Genomic DNA, 12,754 nt, shown 5'->3' on the forward strand with positions numbered 1-12,754 from the left:
GTCCGCACCGCGACGGTGCGGACCCCGGTGAGCGGATACGCGTCCGGCGATCAGGCGGGGATGATGTTCTCCGCCTGCGGGCCCTTCTGGCCCTGCGTGACGTCGAAGGAGACCCGCTGGCCCTCCTGGAGCTCACGGAAGCCCTGGGTCGCGATGTTCGAGTAGTGGGCGAAGACGTCGGGGCCGCCGCCGTCCTGCTGGATGAAGCCGAAACCCTTTTCGGCGTTGAACCACTTCACGGTTCCCTGTGCCATGACCTTCTCCTTCTGTAGGCAGAGGCCCCATCCGGAGGTGCCGGAAAAACAAATAATGCGCCCGAAGGAGAAACATTCCCGTCAGGCGCACATAGGTTCATGGGTACCACAACTGCAACACCGAAACGGTAGCACAGCTCGGCGTCACCGCCTCGCGACCAGCACCGTCACCGCCCTGCGGCCAGCGCCTTGAGCTCCGCCAGCGACTCGCGCACCAGCAAGGGCATAGGGCGCTGTTCGTCCGCCGCGATCCAGCGGTCGAAGGCGACCTTGAAGACGGCGACGCCCGCCTCGGCGGTCAGGCTGGCGGCCGGTTCCGCGATGCCGCGCCGGCGCAGGGTGTCGGCGAGCGCGGCCGCCATCGAGGCGAGCTTGATCAGCTCGCGTTCGCGCAGTTCCGCCGTCGCGGCGATCACCGCATGCCGCTTCCGGGCGAACTCGCGCCGGTCGGCGAACAGCTCGCAGACCGCGTCCAGACCCGCCGCCAGCGCGTCGATCGGCGCGGCGGACTCCGGGGCGTCGGCGACCGCCCGCACGAGCAGCTGCTCCAGCTCACCCGAGCCGGCGAACAGCACCTCGCGCTTGTCGGCGTAGTGCCGGAAGAAGGTCCGCTCCGTGAGCCCGGCCCGCTTGGCGATCTCGGCCACGGTGGTCTGCTCGTACCCGCGCTCCCCGTACAGCTCCAACGCCGCTTTCGCCAGGCGCTCCCGCGCGTTCGGCTCCCATCTGCCCATGCGCAGATCCTACGCGATGACAGTTACTGACATCAGGTGCTACCGTCGATGACAGTAACTGACATCAACACTTCGAGGATCTCTCATGCGCATCTTCGTGACCGGCGCCTCCGGCTGGATCGGCTCCGCCGTCGTCCCGGACCTCATCGACGCGGGCCATCAGGTCGTCGGCCTGGCCCGCTCCGACAGCTCCGCGGCCGCCCTCGAGAAGGCCGGTGCGGAGGTCGTCCGCGGCACCCTGGACGACCTCGACACCCTTCGCACCGCGGCCGCCGCCTCGGACGGGGTGATCCATCTCGCCTTCAAGCACGACATCGCGTTCTCCGGCAGCTTCCAGAGCGCCGCCGAGGCCGACCGCAGGGCCGTCGACGTCCTCACCGAGGCACTCGCCGGCACCGACCGCCCGTTCGTCCTCGCGTCCGGGCTCGCCGGTTTCGCGCCGGGGCAGGTGGCGACCGAGCGGTCCGTGCCCACGGTCGACGACTCGCCGGTCACGATGCGCGCGGCCACGGCGCAGGCGGTGCTCGAAGTCGCCTCCCGCGGTGTGCGCTCGTCCGTGGTGCGGCTCTCCCCCACCTGCCACGGCGACGGCGACCACGGCTTCATGGCCACGCTGATCGACGTCGCCCGGGCCAAGGGGGTCTCCGGCTACGTCGGCGACGGCACCAACCGCTGGCCCGCCGTCCACCGTCTCGACGCGGCGCGGCTGTTCCGCCTGGCTGTGGAGAAGGCGCCGGCCGGATCCGTACTCCATGGGGTCGCCGAGGAGGGCGTCGCCATCCGTGACGTCGCCGAGGTGATCGGCCGTCACCTGGACGTCCCGGTGGCCTCCGTCGCCGTCGAGGCCGCGGCCGAGCACTTCGGCTGGCTCGGTGCCTTCATCGGCATGGACGTCCCCGCGTCCCACGCCCTCACCCGTGAACTGGTCGGCTGGGAGCCGACCCGGCCCGGCCTCCTCGCCGACCTGGACGCGGGTCACTACTTCCGCCCCTCCCCCACGGCCGGGACCGCCTGACCCGGCCGTGAGCCGGGGACCCGAGCGGAGGGGAACCGGCGCCCGTGCGCCGCGTTCGTACGACCTGCCGGCGAGGCCCGCGTCGCTGCGGGCGGGTCGTTCAGGCGCGCGGAGGATGGTGGGCGGTGTCCCGGGAGCGGCCGTACCAGTCGTGGACCACGGCACTGCCCACCACGAGGTCCTGGACGGACGCCCGGCGCCGGCTGGCGGGGATCCACAGCAGGCCGAGCGGGAAGACGAGGTACAGCACGGCCCGCAGAAGCGCCCTGACGGGGCCGAGCCGGGCGCCCGAGCGGCTCGTCACCCGCAGACCCATGCCGTTGTCGCCGAGGGTGCGTCCGGCCGTGCCCCAGCTGCACGCGAGGTAGGCGACCGCGACGGCGGAGCCGAACCCCGCGGCACCCCAGAGGCCCAGGTCGGGCAGCGCGAAGGGAGGGCCGAGGAGCAGATAGCGCAGCGCGGCGTAGGCGAAATCGACGACCGAGACGGTGCCGAGCACCACGAGGACGTCGAAGGCGGCGGCGACCGCGCGCGAGACGATCCCCGCCGGCAGTCCCTGGACGACGGCCGGGCCGTGGGTGCGGGCCACGGAGGTCATGGGCCGTCCCCTCCTTCCCCCTCTGGTCCCGGTTCAGCCGTGCCGGCTGGTTCGTGGCCCGGGCCGTCGGGCGGGTCGGCGATCGGCGCCGGGCCGCCGTTCGGGCCGCCGCGATGCAGCAGCCGGCCGGTGATCCGGTCCACGAACCGGTCGGCGCGGGCGTTCTGCTCGCGGAACGCGTCCAGCGTCTCCGCCGTGATGCTGTCGCCGGTGTCGCGGACGATCCGTCCGACGTCCACCTCCCGCAGGACCTCTTCCACGTAGGTCGCCAGGGCCACGCGGGCCAGCACGGCGTCGACGTCGACGCGCCGCGCGACCCGGTCCACGTCCACCCTGTCCACCAGGGCGTTCACGTCGATGCGCGCGATGACGGCGTCGAGGTCGATACGCGTCAGGAGGGTGTCGACGTCGACCCGGTCGAGAAGCATGTCCACGTTGACCCGGTCAAGGAGCGTGTCCACGTCGACCCGACCGAGGAGCGTGTCCACATTGACTCGGTCAAGGAGCGTATCCACGTCGACCCGATCGAGGATGCCGTCAATGTCGACCCGGTCCAGGATGCCGTCGATGTCCACTCGGTCGAGGAGCGTGTCCACGTTGACCCGGTCGAGGATGCCGTCGATGTCGACCTGGGCGAGGACGGCGTCCAGGTCGATGCGGGCGAGGACCGCGTCGAGGTCCACGCGGGTGAGCAGGGCGTCGAGGTCGACACGCTCCGCCACGCGGTCCACGTCCAGGCGGTCGGCCACGGCATCCAGGTCGGTCTCCTCCACGACCGCCGCCGTCACGGCACCGATGAGCGCCCGCGTCACGAGCCGTGCCTCCTGGCGTGCCCACACCCGCTCAGCCACTCCCCGCGCGCCCCAGTACCCGACGCTGCGTTCCACGGCGCCCCGCACAGCCTCGGGTACGAGCATCCGGGTAGCGGCGCCCGCCAAGCGCCCCGCTCGGTCGGCCGCGTCCGCGGCCACCGACACGGACCGCCGCTGGACCTCCAGTGCCACACCCAGCACCGCGTCCTGCAGCAGCGCCGGCCGGCCCGGTGGCCGCGCGTATCCGGGGCGCGCCGCGGAGATGCTCCGCCAGGCCATGTCGGCCAGGCCCACGACCAGCCGCGTGACACCTGGAGACGCCGGCCGCGCGAGGGCGTCCGCGTCCGCCCCGCCCATCGACGCCGAGGCGGGCAAGTGGCGCGAGTTTTCGCTCACACCGATATCGCACCATCGACGGCCCCGCACGCCCTCACCCGCCGGGGGTGAGCCGACGTGGCCGGGGCTCTCGGGAGCGCGGGCGCGGGTAGCGGCCGGCCACGCGCATCCGCGACGCGGCGGTGGTGCCCGGAGGGCGTTGCCAACGCGGTTGCCTATGCGGTTGACGGCGCGGGCCGCGCCAGGCCCGTGGCGCTTCGGGCGCGCCCCCGTCACCGGCCGCTCTCACCCGAGGAGGGTGAGCAAGCGGCCCTCGGTCGGCTCCTACGGTGGCGTCGTAGGCAGTCCGCACGCACCGGAAGGCGGTCCCGACATGGCCACCACATCGGACGCACCCGTCCTCGACACGCTCGCCGCCATGACGATCGACTCGGTCGAACGCTGCGGTCTGGACGAGCGCACACTCATAGTGACCCGCATCGCCGCGCTCGTGGCCATGGACGCCCCGGCGATCTCCTACCTGGCACACGTCGACCCGGCCCTCAAGGCCGAGCTGACCGTGGAGCACCTCCAGGACGTCCTGATCGCGATCGCTCCCGTCGTCGGAACCGCGCGCGTCATGTCGGCCGCGGGTCACATCGCGCAGGCGTTCGGCGTGGCCATCGCGCTGGCCGAGACCGAGGCCGAAGCCATCGCCGAAGCGGAAGCGAGGAGCCGCGACTGATCACGGACTGGGCCCGTCCCGGAGCCGGTGCGCGTCCTGAGGAGTCGAGGACCGGCGGGCTCCGGGCGCAGGCTTCGCCGGCCGCCACGTCCCTCGTGTCCGGCTGAAGGGCCGGGGCAGCGTGGCGGCCGCCTCCAGGATGTCGCCGAAGGATCGCGACGCACCGCGCAGCCAGGCCCGGCAGAGCCCGGAATTCCTTTGCGGGGGCTCACCGTTCGGTTCGAGACTGGTCTCATGCTCGGATTCGTCAGGACCGACAACGACGCCCTCGTCTCATGCCTGGGCGACCCGCAGCGCGCCGCCGCGGCCTACCGCGCGCTGCTGCGCCGGGAGGACGGAGCGCTGGACGCCGTCCGCGCCGGCCTCCGGCACGAGAACCCGGCGGTCCGTGAGGGCTGTTGCCGGCTCCTCGACCACCTGGTCGACACCGACTCCATGACCGATCTCATCGCCATGACCGCCGATCCCGACCCCCGGGTCAGGATCGCCGCGTTCCACGCCCTCGCGTGCGACCGGTGCAAGGGGGACACCTGCGCCCCGGGAGCGGACCGGGTTCTCGAACCCGCGCTGCGGCACCTGGCCCTCGACCCGGACCCGCACGTCCGCGCGATGGCCGTCGAACTGGTCGGCAAGTTCGTCCACACCGAGGCCCGTGCCCGTACCGCCCTGCAGACCTCGCAGGCCCAGGACCCGAGCCCGACCGTCCGGAAGAAGGCGGGCTGGTACGGCCCGGGCGGCACCATCCACCGGCGAACCGCGCCCCGCGCGCCCAGGTGACCGTGCGGCCCCGGGGACACTCCGGCCGACGCCACGACCGTGATCGCGGGGATGCGGCTCCGCAGGCCGAACGGCCCGTACCGTGGGGTGGATGACTGGTGAGACCGATCTGCGCAGACTGCTCCAGACCATGCGCCCGGAACTGAACCCGGGCCGCTATGTCTTCACCACGGCCGAAGGCGGCGTGCCCTCAGGCGTCACCCCCGTGGTCACCGTCGTCGAGCAGGAGGGTCTCACCGTCGTGGCGCCCCAGGCCGACGCGGACGCGGCGGGGATGGCGTACGACTACGTGGCCGGGTGGATCACCCTGCGCGTCCACTCCGCGCTGCACGCGGTCGGGCTCACCGCCGCCGTCTCCCAGGCCCTCGCGGACGCGGGCCTGAGCTGCAACGTCGTCGCCGGCTTCCACCACGACCACCTCTTCGTGCCCCACGAGCACGCCGAGCGGGCGGTGGCCGTTCTCCAGGCGCTGGCCGACGACGCCGCCTGAACGGAGCGACCGGGGTTCCCTCAGCGAGGTGTCCCGCCGTCGGGTACGGCCGGTCGGGTGACGGCTCATCGGGTGAACTCTGCCGTAAGGAATGCAGGTCAACGCCGGTCGTTGTGTCCTGCGGTACGGGGCACCCGCACGGCCGCATCGGCGCCGGGGTTTGTCAACCGAACGCACTGACGCGACGGGTGAAGGCGGCGGGGCCGCGATAAACGAGAGGTATGAGACGGTTCCGAATAGAGTCGTGTGCGTCCGCCCTCCTCCTCGCGGTCGCCTGCATCCTCACCGGTCCCGCGACGGCGCCCGCGGCACCGAGAATGGCAGCACTGGACTACGTGGCCCTCGGTGACTCCTACTCGGCAGGCGTCGGGGCCGGCAGTTACCTCTCCTCCGGCGCGGACTGCATGCGCAGCAGCCGGTCCTACCCCGCCCTGTGGGCCACGGCCCACGCGACGTCGTTCAGCTTCGTCGCCTGCAACGGCGCTCACACCGACGACGTCATGTCGAAACAGCTCAGCTCGCTCAGTCGCCGTACCAACCTGGTCAGTATCACCGTCGGCGGAAGTGACGCGGGCTACGCCAAGGTCATGGCGACCTGCGCGCTGTCCGGCACCACCGCATGCCTCTCCGCCGTCACCGGCGCGCGCTCCTACATCGACGGGACCCTCCCGGGCGATCTCGACCGGCTCTACTCGGCCATCCGAACCAGGGCACCGGCCGCCCATGTCGTGGTGCTCGGCTATCCGCACTTCTACCAGCGCCCCGGCACCTGTACCGGCGGTCTCCATGACACGGAGCGGGCGGCGCTCAACTCGGCCATCGATCGCCTCAACGAGGTGATCGCCGCACGCGCCACCGGCAACGGCTTCACGTTCGCCGACGCCCGGACTGTCTTCACCGGGCATGAGATCTGCTCGGCCAGCCCCTGGCTGCGCAGCATCGACTGGTTGGACCTCACCGAGTCGTACCACCCGACGTCGACCGGTCAGTCCCTCGGCTACCTCCCCCTCCTCGCCGGCGCGGTCTGAAGTCCGCCCGACGGCCGGACCGCGCGCGGCCGGCCCGGCCGTGCGTCACCGTCGCGGGCGTTCGACGACGTGAGCGGTGGCGAAGTCCCAGACGACCGGGAGGAACTGCTCGGGCGTCTCGGTCTGCGGCATGTGCCCGGTGCCGGGCAGAAGGCGGAACTCGGCGCCGGGGACGGCGGCCGCGTAGGCCCGTCCGTAGTCGGCGTCGATGACCCGGTCGCTCTCGCCCCAGGCGACGAGGGTGGGGCGGGCGACCTTGGCCAGGCGGTCGCTCAGGGTGGGGTCGGCCATGGCGTGCGGGCCGGAATAGACCTGCAGCGCCACGCGGTTGGCGGCCGCGACCGCGCGCTGCTCCTCGGTGAGCGTGCTGGGATCGAGGCGGAACTTCGAGGGATCGTGGAAGGAGAGGCGCGAGAGCTCGACGGGAGTCAGGGCGAAGACGTCGGCGATGGGATGGCCGGGGACGTCGATGCCGGCCGCGTTGACGAGCAGGACGCCGCTGATCCGGTCGCCGCCGAGCACCGCCAGTTCGGCGGCGATCCAGCCGCCGATGGAGTTGCCGACGACGGTGACGTCCCGCAGGTCGAGTCGGTCGAGCAGGTGCGCGTACACCTGGGCGAGGGTCCGGATGTCGCTCAGCCAGTCGGGCCGGGCGGTGCCGCCGAAGCCGGGATGGACGGGGGTGAACACCCTGGCGGGCCGCTGGCCGGCGAGCAGGCCCGCGAACGGGGTGACGGTCTGCGGACCGCCCCCGCCGTGCAGCAGCAGAAAGGTCCGCCCCTGCCCGCCGTGGATCTCGACGGTGACGTCGACGCTGCCCTGGTCGAGGGTGATGGTGTGGGTCTGGGTACCGCTGGTCATACGAGGCTCCTTCGGACGGGCCGGCGTCAGGCGAAGTCGGTGGCGGGGGTGGTGGCGTAACGGCTCATCACCGCGACGGTCGACTCAGGGGTGAGTTCGTGGCCCGCGGCGATCATGTCCCGCAGGTCGCGGAAGTACTGCACGTACAGGTCCGGCGTGAACGTGTTGATCATGACCGCGGGGGTGTCACCGCGGTTGGCGAAGGTGTGCGGTGCTCCGGGCGGGACCATCGCGAGGGTGCCGGCCGGGGCCGCGTGGGTGGTATCGCCGATCGTGAAGTGCACCGTGCCGGAGACGACGTAGAAGCCCTCGTCGTGCTGGGCGTGGCGGTGCTGCGGCGGGCCCTCCGTGTGCGGGGCGAGGGTGATCTCGCCGATCCCGAGGCGGTGTCCGGTGGTGCTGCCGTCCTCGAGGATGCGCATCCGCGTGGAGCCCAGCCGGATGGTCTCGCCGTCCTCGGGTCCGACCAGGGAAACGTCGGTCATCGCTGCCTCCTGGGACGCTTCATGAGAGTTGACTCTCATGAAGATAGGAGAGCGGAACCGCTTTATGCAAGTGAACTCTCATGACGAGAGTCGAGAGTTAGGATGGAGAGGGTCAGCAGGAGGAGGGGTTGTCGTCATGACGGCGCAGTCAGGAACGGGTCGCACCAACCAGAAGCAGCGCACGCGCACGGCGATCGTGGCGGCGGCTCGCGAACTCATCGGGACGGGCGCCGAGGTGACCATGCCCGCGGTCGCCCGGGCGGCCCTGGTCTCCGAGGCGACGGCGTACCGGTACTTCCCCGATCTGCCCTCGCTGATCAGCGAGGCCCTGGCCGGCGTGTGGCCCTCACCGGCCGAGGCGTTCGAGCCCCTCGGGGACTGCGCCGACCCGGTCAAGCGCGTCGCCTTCGCCTGCGACTTCCTGCTGCGGGGGATACTCGCCCGCGAGGGGGCGGTACGGGCGATGATGGCGGCCACGATCGCCAGGCCGGACAGCGCGAAGGCGCGCCCCGGCATCCGCTTCGGCCTGATCGACCACGCCCTGCTGCCCCTGGAGGGCACGCTCGGAGCCATGGACCCGGAGGGATTCGCCCAGCTCAAGCGGGATCTCGCGGTGGTCGTGAGCGCCGAGGCGCTGTTCACCCTCACCGATCTGTGCGGGCTCGGCCCGCGGGAGGCCGTAGCCAGCGCCGTGCACACCGCCACCACCCTCACCGAGAGCGCGGTACGGGGCGTCTCCGGGCGGTGAGACGGGTCCGGAGCCGGCGGCGGCCTTGCTCACGGCGTCAGGGGACGACCCTCCTGAGCGCCGGTGTCACCTGTCGCCGTCGGAACGGTTCCGGTAGGCCCCGGTGGCGCCGAAACCGGTCTCGTGGTCCCAGACGTGGGTGCACGTCGGGCACTGGAGGTGGAGCATGCTGCCGGTGTTCGACAGCAGGTAGCGCCAGTGCCGCAGGCACCTGCGCCCCTGCTCGCACGTGGCGCATCCGCGGTGGTCCGCGCAGTTCGGGCAGGTCACCCAGGCGCGGCGCCCGATGTCCGCCTGCGGATCAAGCGGCAGCACGGCCGTCTCCGCGCTCGGGGAGGACTCCGGCGGCGACCAGTTCGTCGTAGATGCGCTGCTGGTTCTCGTCGAGGCCGGAGTAGAGGGCGTCGTACGCCTCCTCCTCGTCGCGCATTGCCTTGACGGGGTCCCACTCGGGGCCGACGGCGTCCATGACGTGGGCTCGCCGGAGCATTTCGTGGCCGGTGAGGTCGACGGAGAAGTCGACCGGCTCGCTGGGAACGGACGGGTCATGGGGGGACATACCACCGAACGTAGGTACGTTCTCCCCGCTGCGGCAAGGGTGGGTGGGGGACGTCACAGCAGGTCGGCGGCCACGCTCCGGCGATCGGCGACCGCTGACACGGGCCGGCCCGGCGCCGCTGAGCGCGGAACCGGGCCGAGCGTGCTGGGCTCGACGCCCTCAGCCCTGGCGGGCCTTGAAGCGGGGGTTCTTCTTGTTGACGACGAAGGTCACGCCTCGCCGTCGTACCACCTGCGCTCCCGGCTTGGCCTTGAGCGCGCGCAGGGACTTGCGCACCTTCACGGCTGTGTTTCCCTTCTGATCGTGCCGGCCGCCCGTCGCACGGGCGGGCCGGGTGTTACCGCTCCTCGCGGAAGAGGACGTGCTCCCCGGCCACCGGGTCGTACTTGCGCAGGACGAGCCGGTCGGGGTCGTTGAGGCGGCTCTTGCGCGTCACGTAGGTGACGCCGGTCCCGGCCGTCGACTTCAGCCTGACGACGGGACGCGCGGTGCTGCGTGCCATGTGTTCCCTTTCCGCCCGGTCACCGAGCCCGCGGACTTCGGCGTTGATCCAGGCATGCCAATGACAGCTCTTGCAACCGGTACCGGACCCCGGATATTCCGGAGGCCGCCGCACACGAGGGCGGGACCTCCCCGTCAGGGCGTCGGTGGCTGAGCGGCCTGTTCAGGCGTCGGCCCGGCCGTTACGGAGCCGGGCGGTGAGCAGGGAGCGCTCGGCGGGGTTGGCGGTGTGGCTCAGGGCCCGACGGTCGGCCTCGGCGGCCTCCTCGTCGCGGCCGAGGTCGCGCAGCAGCGCGGCGCGGGTGGCGTGGAACAGGTGGTACCGGCCGAGCCGGTCCGCGAGGGCGTCGACCTGGGCGAGGGCGGCGGCCGGACCCTCGGTGTGGCTGACCACGACGGCCCGGTTGAGGCGTACGACGGGCGAGGGGTCGACGGCCAGCAGCAGGTCGTAGAGCCGGCCGAGCTGGGGCCAGTCGGTCTCCTTCCAGCTCGGTGCCTCGCAGTGCACCGCGGCGATGGCGGCCTCGATCAGATACGGGCCCGGAGCGCCGAGCGCGGCGGCGCGTTCGATCAGGGCGGTCGCGCCGCGGATCCGCCGTGCGTCCCACCGCGTGCGGTCCTGGTCGGCGAGCGGTACCAGGCGCCCGCCGGCGTCCAGGCGCGCGGGCCAGCGGGCGGCGTGCAGGCGGATGAGGGCGAGCAGGCCGAGGGGCTCCGGCTCCCGGGGCAGCGAGCCGGCCAGCAGGGCGGCGAGCCATTCGGCGTCGTCGACCAGCTCGCGCCGTACGCCCAGGTCTCCCCCGGTGGTGAAGCAGCCCTCGTTGAAGACGAGGTACACCACCCGCATCACCTGGGGCAGCCGCTCGGCGCGCTCCTCGGGCTCGGGCGCGCGGTAGGGGATCCCGGCGGTCGCGATCTTCCGCTTGGCGCGGGTCACCCGCTTGGCGAGGGTGGCCTCGGGCACCAGGAACGCCCGGGCGATCTCGGCGGTGGTCAGCCCGACGACGGCGCGCAGGGTGAGCGCGACCTGGGCGTCGGGGTCGAGTGCCGGGTGGCAGCAGGTGAAGATGAGCCGCAGACGGTCGTCGGGCTCCCGCTCGGCCGAGTCGGGCAGGGCCTCGATGCGGGCCGCGAGCTGCGGGAGCCGGTCGCGGAAGCGGGCCTCGCGGCGGATGCGGTCGAGGGCCCTGTTGCGGGCGCAGGTCAGCAGCCAGGCCCCGGGCCGCCTGGGCGGGCCGGTGGACGGCCAGCGCCGCAGCGCCTCCTCGACGGCCTCGCTGACCATTTCCTCGGCCAGGTCGAAGTCGCCCAGGAGGCGGACCAGGCTGGCGGTCAGCCGGCCCGCCTCCTCGCGGAAGACCCGTTCGATCAGCGACCGGGTGGCCCGGGCGCCGCCCGGGTCAGCGTTCGACAACCGGACGCACCTCCACCTTGCCGTCGGGCACGGGGAAGCTCGCCGCCAGTTCGAGGGCGGCGTCCAGGTCGGGGACGTCGACGATCGCGTAGCCGCCGATGGCCTCCTTCGCCTCCAGGAGCGGGCGGTCGATCATGGTGGAGCGGCCGTGCTCGACCACCACCGTCGTCGCCGTGCCGGGTTCGCGGAGCTGGTTGGCCTCGACGATCGTCCCGTCGGCGCGGTGCTTGCCGAACCACTCCCCGATCCGGCCGAAGACCTCGCCGCGCTCCTGGTCGGAGCCCTCCTCCTGCCAGGCGCCGCGGGTGAGCAGCAGTACGTACTTCATGGTGTCCTCCTTGGCCGTCATGGCTGTTCACCCTCACGACGAACGAGCGGGCGCCGACAGGACAGGGACCGCACGTCAATTCTCATGCACCAGGATGTGCCTCCGCGATGGCCAGGGCCGCCGCCATGATGCTCAGCTGGGGGTTCACCTGCGGGCAGCTGGGGAGCACGGAGGCGTCCGCGACCAGCACTCCGTGCACTCCGCGGAGCCGGCCCGCCGGATCGGCCGGGAAGCGCTGCGGGTCCGCTCCCGCGGCGATGGTGCCGGTCGGGTGGTAGGCCGACAGATGGAGGTGCCGCGCGCTGGTGCCGGTGAGGACGTCGTCCAGCTCGGCGAGGCTGCGCACGCGAGGTGTGCGGGGGATGCCCGTGAGCACCTCCTCGGCGCCCGCGGCGAACAGCAGCTCGCCCATGGCGCGCACGGCCCGTACGAGGCGCCCGGCGTCGCGTCGGTCCAGGTCGTAGCGGAGCAGTGTGCGGTCCCGGCCGAGGACGCGGCCGGAGGGGCGGTCGGCGATCATCGCGCCGAGTGTGGCGAGCCGGTCGGCGCTCTCCAGCCCGCGGCGCAGCTCCGCGCCCAGTCCGGGCAGGACGAAGGAGCCCATGCCGGGCGGGGTGGCGGTGGCCTCGACGAGGATCCCCGCGTCGTGGTGCTCCTCCACGCCGACGCTCTGCAGCACGCCCTCCCAGGCGGTGACCGGTTCGGCGAAGCGTCCGGCGACGCTCGTGGCCGGGTGGACGCTGAGGTTGCGGCCGAGCCGGGGATGCCGGCCGAGGCCCGAGCGGCGCAGGAGCGGCGGGGACTGCAGAGCGCCCGCAGCGACGACGACCAGGGGCGCGAGGATCTCGAACGCGCCGCTCTCCCGGTGTACGCGCACCCCTGCCGCCCGCGGGCCGCCGGGCCGGTCGGCGTCGACGAGGACGCGCTCGACCCGCGCCCCGGTGACGATGCGGGCGCCGACGGCGCAGGCGTCGGGCAGCACGGAGAGCTGGACGCTCTGTTTGGCTCCGGTGGGGCAGCCGACCACGCACTGGCAGGAGCCCTGGCAGCCGGGCGCGTTGCGGCGCAGCGGCGCCGCCCGCCAGCCGAG

The 12,754-nt window shown here is 72.7% G+C and carries 19 protein-coding genes; 6 read left to right on the top strand and 13 right to left on the bottom strand.

Annotation, left to right across the window (positions count from 1 at the left end):
* Positions 1-50 precede the first annotated feature (50 nt).
* Positions 51-254: a cold-shock protein gene (locus ACWEN3_RS27445; RefSeq protein WP_071365560.1), complete on the bottom strand. Its 204-nt coding sequence runs from the start codon at positions 252-254 to the stop codon at positions 51-53.
* Between the two features lie 167 nt (positions 255-421).
* Entirely contained in the window at positions 422-988 is a 567-nt protein-coding gene (locus tag ACWEN3_RS27450; RefSeq protein ID WP_452976073.1) for a TetR/AcrR family transcriptional regulator, read from the bottom strand.
* Positions 989-1,073: 85 nt separating this feature from the next.
* Between ACWEN3_RS27450 and ACWEN3_RS27455 the strand changes: the two genes are divergently transcribed.
* The gene (locus tag ACWEN3_RS27455) at positions 1,074-2,003 is read left to right on the top strand and encodes an SDR family oxidoreductase (RefSeq protein ID WP_452976075.1); all 930 of its coding nucleotides are present in this window, start codon (positions 1,074-1,076) and stop codon (positions 2,001-2,003) included.
* 100 nt (positions 2,004-2,103) lie between these two features.
* Here ACWEN3_RS27455 and ACWEN3_RS27460 read toward each other — a convergent pair whose 3' ends face one another.
* On the bottom strand, positions 2,104-2,601 hold the full coding sequence (locus tag ACWEN3_RS27460; RefSeq protein WP_452976077.1) for an RDD family protein: 498 nt from the start codon (positions 2,599-2,601) through the stop codon (positions 2,104-2,106).
* On the bottom strand, positions 2,598-3,809 hold the full coding sequence (locus ACWEN3_RS27465; protein WP_452976079.1) for a hypothetical protein: 1,212 nt from the start codon (positions 3,807-3,809) through the stop codon (positions 2,598-2,600). The genes ACWEN3_RS27460 and ACWEN3_RS27465 overlap by 4 nt, the downstream gene beginning before the upstream one ends.
* 313 nt (positions 3,810-4,122) lie before the next feature.
* Between ACWEN3_RS27465 and ACWEN3_RS27470 the strand changes: the two genes are divergently transcribed.
* From ACWEN3_RS27470 to ACWEN3_RS27485, 4 genes are all read left to right on the top strand, one after another.
* Positions 4,123-4,473: a carboxymuconolactone decarboxylase family protein gene (locus tag ACWEN3_RS27470; RefSeq protein ID WP_452976081.1), complete on the top strand. Its 351-nt coding sequence runs from the start codon at positions 4,123-4,125 to the stop codon at positions 4,471-4,473.
* A 234-nt stretch (positions 4,474-4,707) separates the two neighbouring features.
* Positions 4,708-5,250 (top strand): HEAT repeat domain-containing protein, encoded by a 543-nt coding sequence (locus tag ACWEN3_RS27475; protein WP_452976083.1) that lies wholly within the window; start codon positions 4,708-4,710, stop codon positions 5,248-5,250.
* Between the two features lie 91 nt (positions 5,251-5,341).
* A complete protein-coding gene (locus ACWEN3_RS27480; protein ID WP_452976085.1) occupies positions 5,342-5,740 on the top strand; it encodes an ACT domain-containing protein in 399 nt (132 codons plus the stop codon).
* Positions 5,741-5,961: 221 nt separating this feature from the next.
* A complete protein-coding gene (locus tag ACWEN3_RS27485) occupies positions 5,962-6,768 on the top strand; it encodes an SGNH/GDSL hydrolase family protein (protein WP_452976087.1) in 807 nt (268 codons plus the stop codon).
* A 45-nt stretch (positions 6,769-6,813) separates the two neighbouring features.
* On the opposite strand, the gene ACWEN3_RS27490 is transcribed toward ACWEN3_RS27485, so the two are convergent.
* Both ACWEN3_RS27490 and ACWEN3_RS27495 read right to left on the bottom strand, forming a co-directional pair.
* Positions 6,814-7,629: an alpha/beta fold hydrolase gene (locus ACWEN3_RS27490; protein WP_452976089.1), complete on the bottom strand. Its 816-nt coding sequence runs from the start codon at positions 7,627-7,629 to the stop codon at positions 6,814-6,816.
* Between the two features lie 26 nt (positions 7,630-7,655).
* Positions 7,656-8,114, bottom strand: a complete 459-nt coding sequence (locus ACWEN3_RS27495) for a cupin domain-containing protein (RefSeq protein ID WP_452976091.1) — start codon at positions 8,112-8,114, stop codon at positions 7,656-7,658.
* 136 nt (positions 8,115-8,250) lie between these two features.
* Between ACWEN3_RS27495 and ACWEN3_RS27500 the strand changes: the two genes are divergently transcribed.
* The gene (locus ACWEN3_RS27500) at positions 8,251-8,862 is read left to right on the top strand and encodes a TetR/AcrR family transcriptional regulator (protein WP_452976093.1); all 612 of its coding nucleotides are present in this window, start codon (positions 8,251-8,253) and stop codon (positions 8,860-8,862) included.
* Positions 8,863-8,928: 66 nt separating this feature from the next.
* Here the strand turns inward: ACWEN3_RS27500 and ACWEN3_RS27505 are convergent, their stop codons facing one another.
* The 7 genes from ACWEN3_RS27505 to ACWEN3_RS27535 all read right to left on the bottom strand — a co-directional run.
* Positions 8,929-9,177, bottom strand: coding sequence for a hypothetical protein (locus tag ACWEN3_RS27505; protein ID WP_452976095.1), 249 nt, complete (start codon positions 9,175-9,177; stop codon positions 8,929-8,931).
* The gene (locus tag ACWEN3_RS27510; protein ID WP_452976097.1) at positions 9,164-9,421 is read right to left on the bottom strand and encodes a DUF6400 family protein; all 258 of its coding nucleotides are present in this window, start codon (positions 9,419-9,421) and stop codon (positions 9,164-9,166) included. The genes ACWEN3_RS27505 and ACWEN3_RS27510 overlap by 14 nt, the downstream gene beginning before the upstream one ends.
* A gap of 159 nt (positions 9,422-9,580) precedes the next feature.
* Positions 9,581-9,703: a type B 50S ribosomal protein L36 gene (ykgO, locus tag ACWEN3_RS27515; RefSeq protein WP_452976099.1), complete on the bottom strand. Its 123-nt coding sequence runs from the start codon at positions 9,701-9,703 to the stop codon at positions 9,581-9,583.
* A gap of 55 nt (positions 9,704-9,758) precedes the next feature.
* Positions 9,759-9,923, bottom strand: coding sequence for a 50S ribosomal protein L33 (gene rpmG, locus ACWEN3_RS27520; RefSeq protein ID WP_452976101.1), 165 nt, complete (start codon positions 9,921-9,923; stop codon positions 9,759-9,761).
* Positions 9,924-10,085: 162 nt separating this feature from the next.
* Positions 10,086-11,336, bottom strand: coding sequence for an RNA polymerase sigma factor (locus tag ACWEN3_RS27525; RefSeq protein ID WP_452976103.1), 1,251 nt, complete (start codon positions 11,334-11,336; stop codon positions 10,086-10,088).
* Positions 11,323-11,685: a YciI family protein gene (locus ACWEN3_RS27530; protein ID WP_452976105.1), complete on the bottom strand. Its 363-nt coding sequence runs from the start codon at positions 11,683-11,685 to the stop codon at positions 11,323-11,325. The genes ACWEN3_RS27525 and ACWEN3_RS27530 overlap by 14 nt, the downstream gene beginning before the upstream one ends.
* Before the next feature lie 61 nt (positions 11,686-11,746).
* The coding region (locus ACWEN3_RS27535; protein ID WP_452976107.1) for a GMC family oxidoreductase N-terminal domain-containing protein at positions 11,747-12,754 on the bottom strand (1,008 nt) is incomplete at its 5' end.

Source organism: Streptomyces sp. NPDC004561 (genome assembly GCF_053602155.1).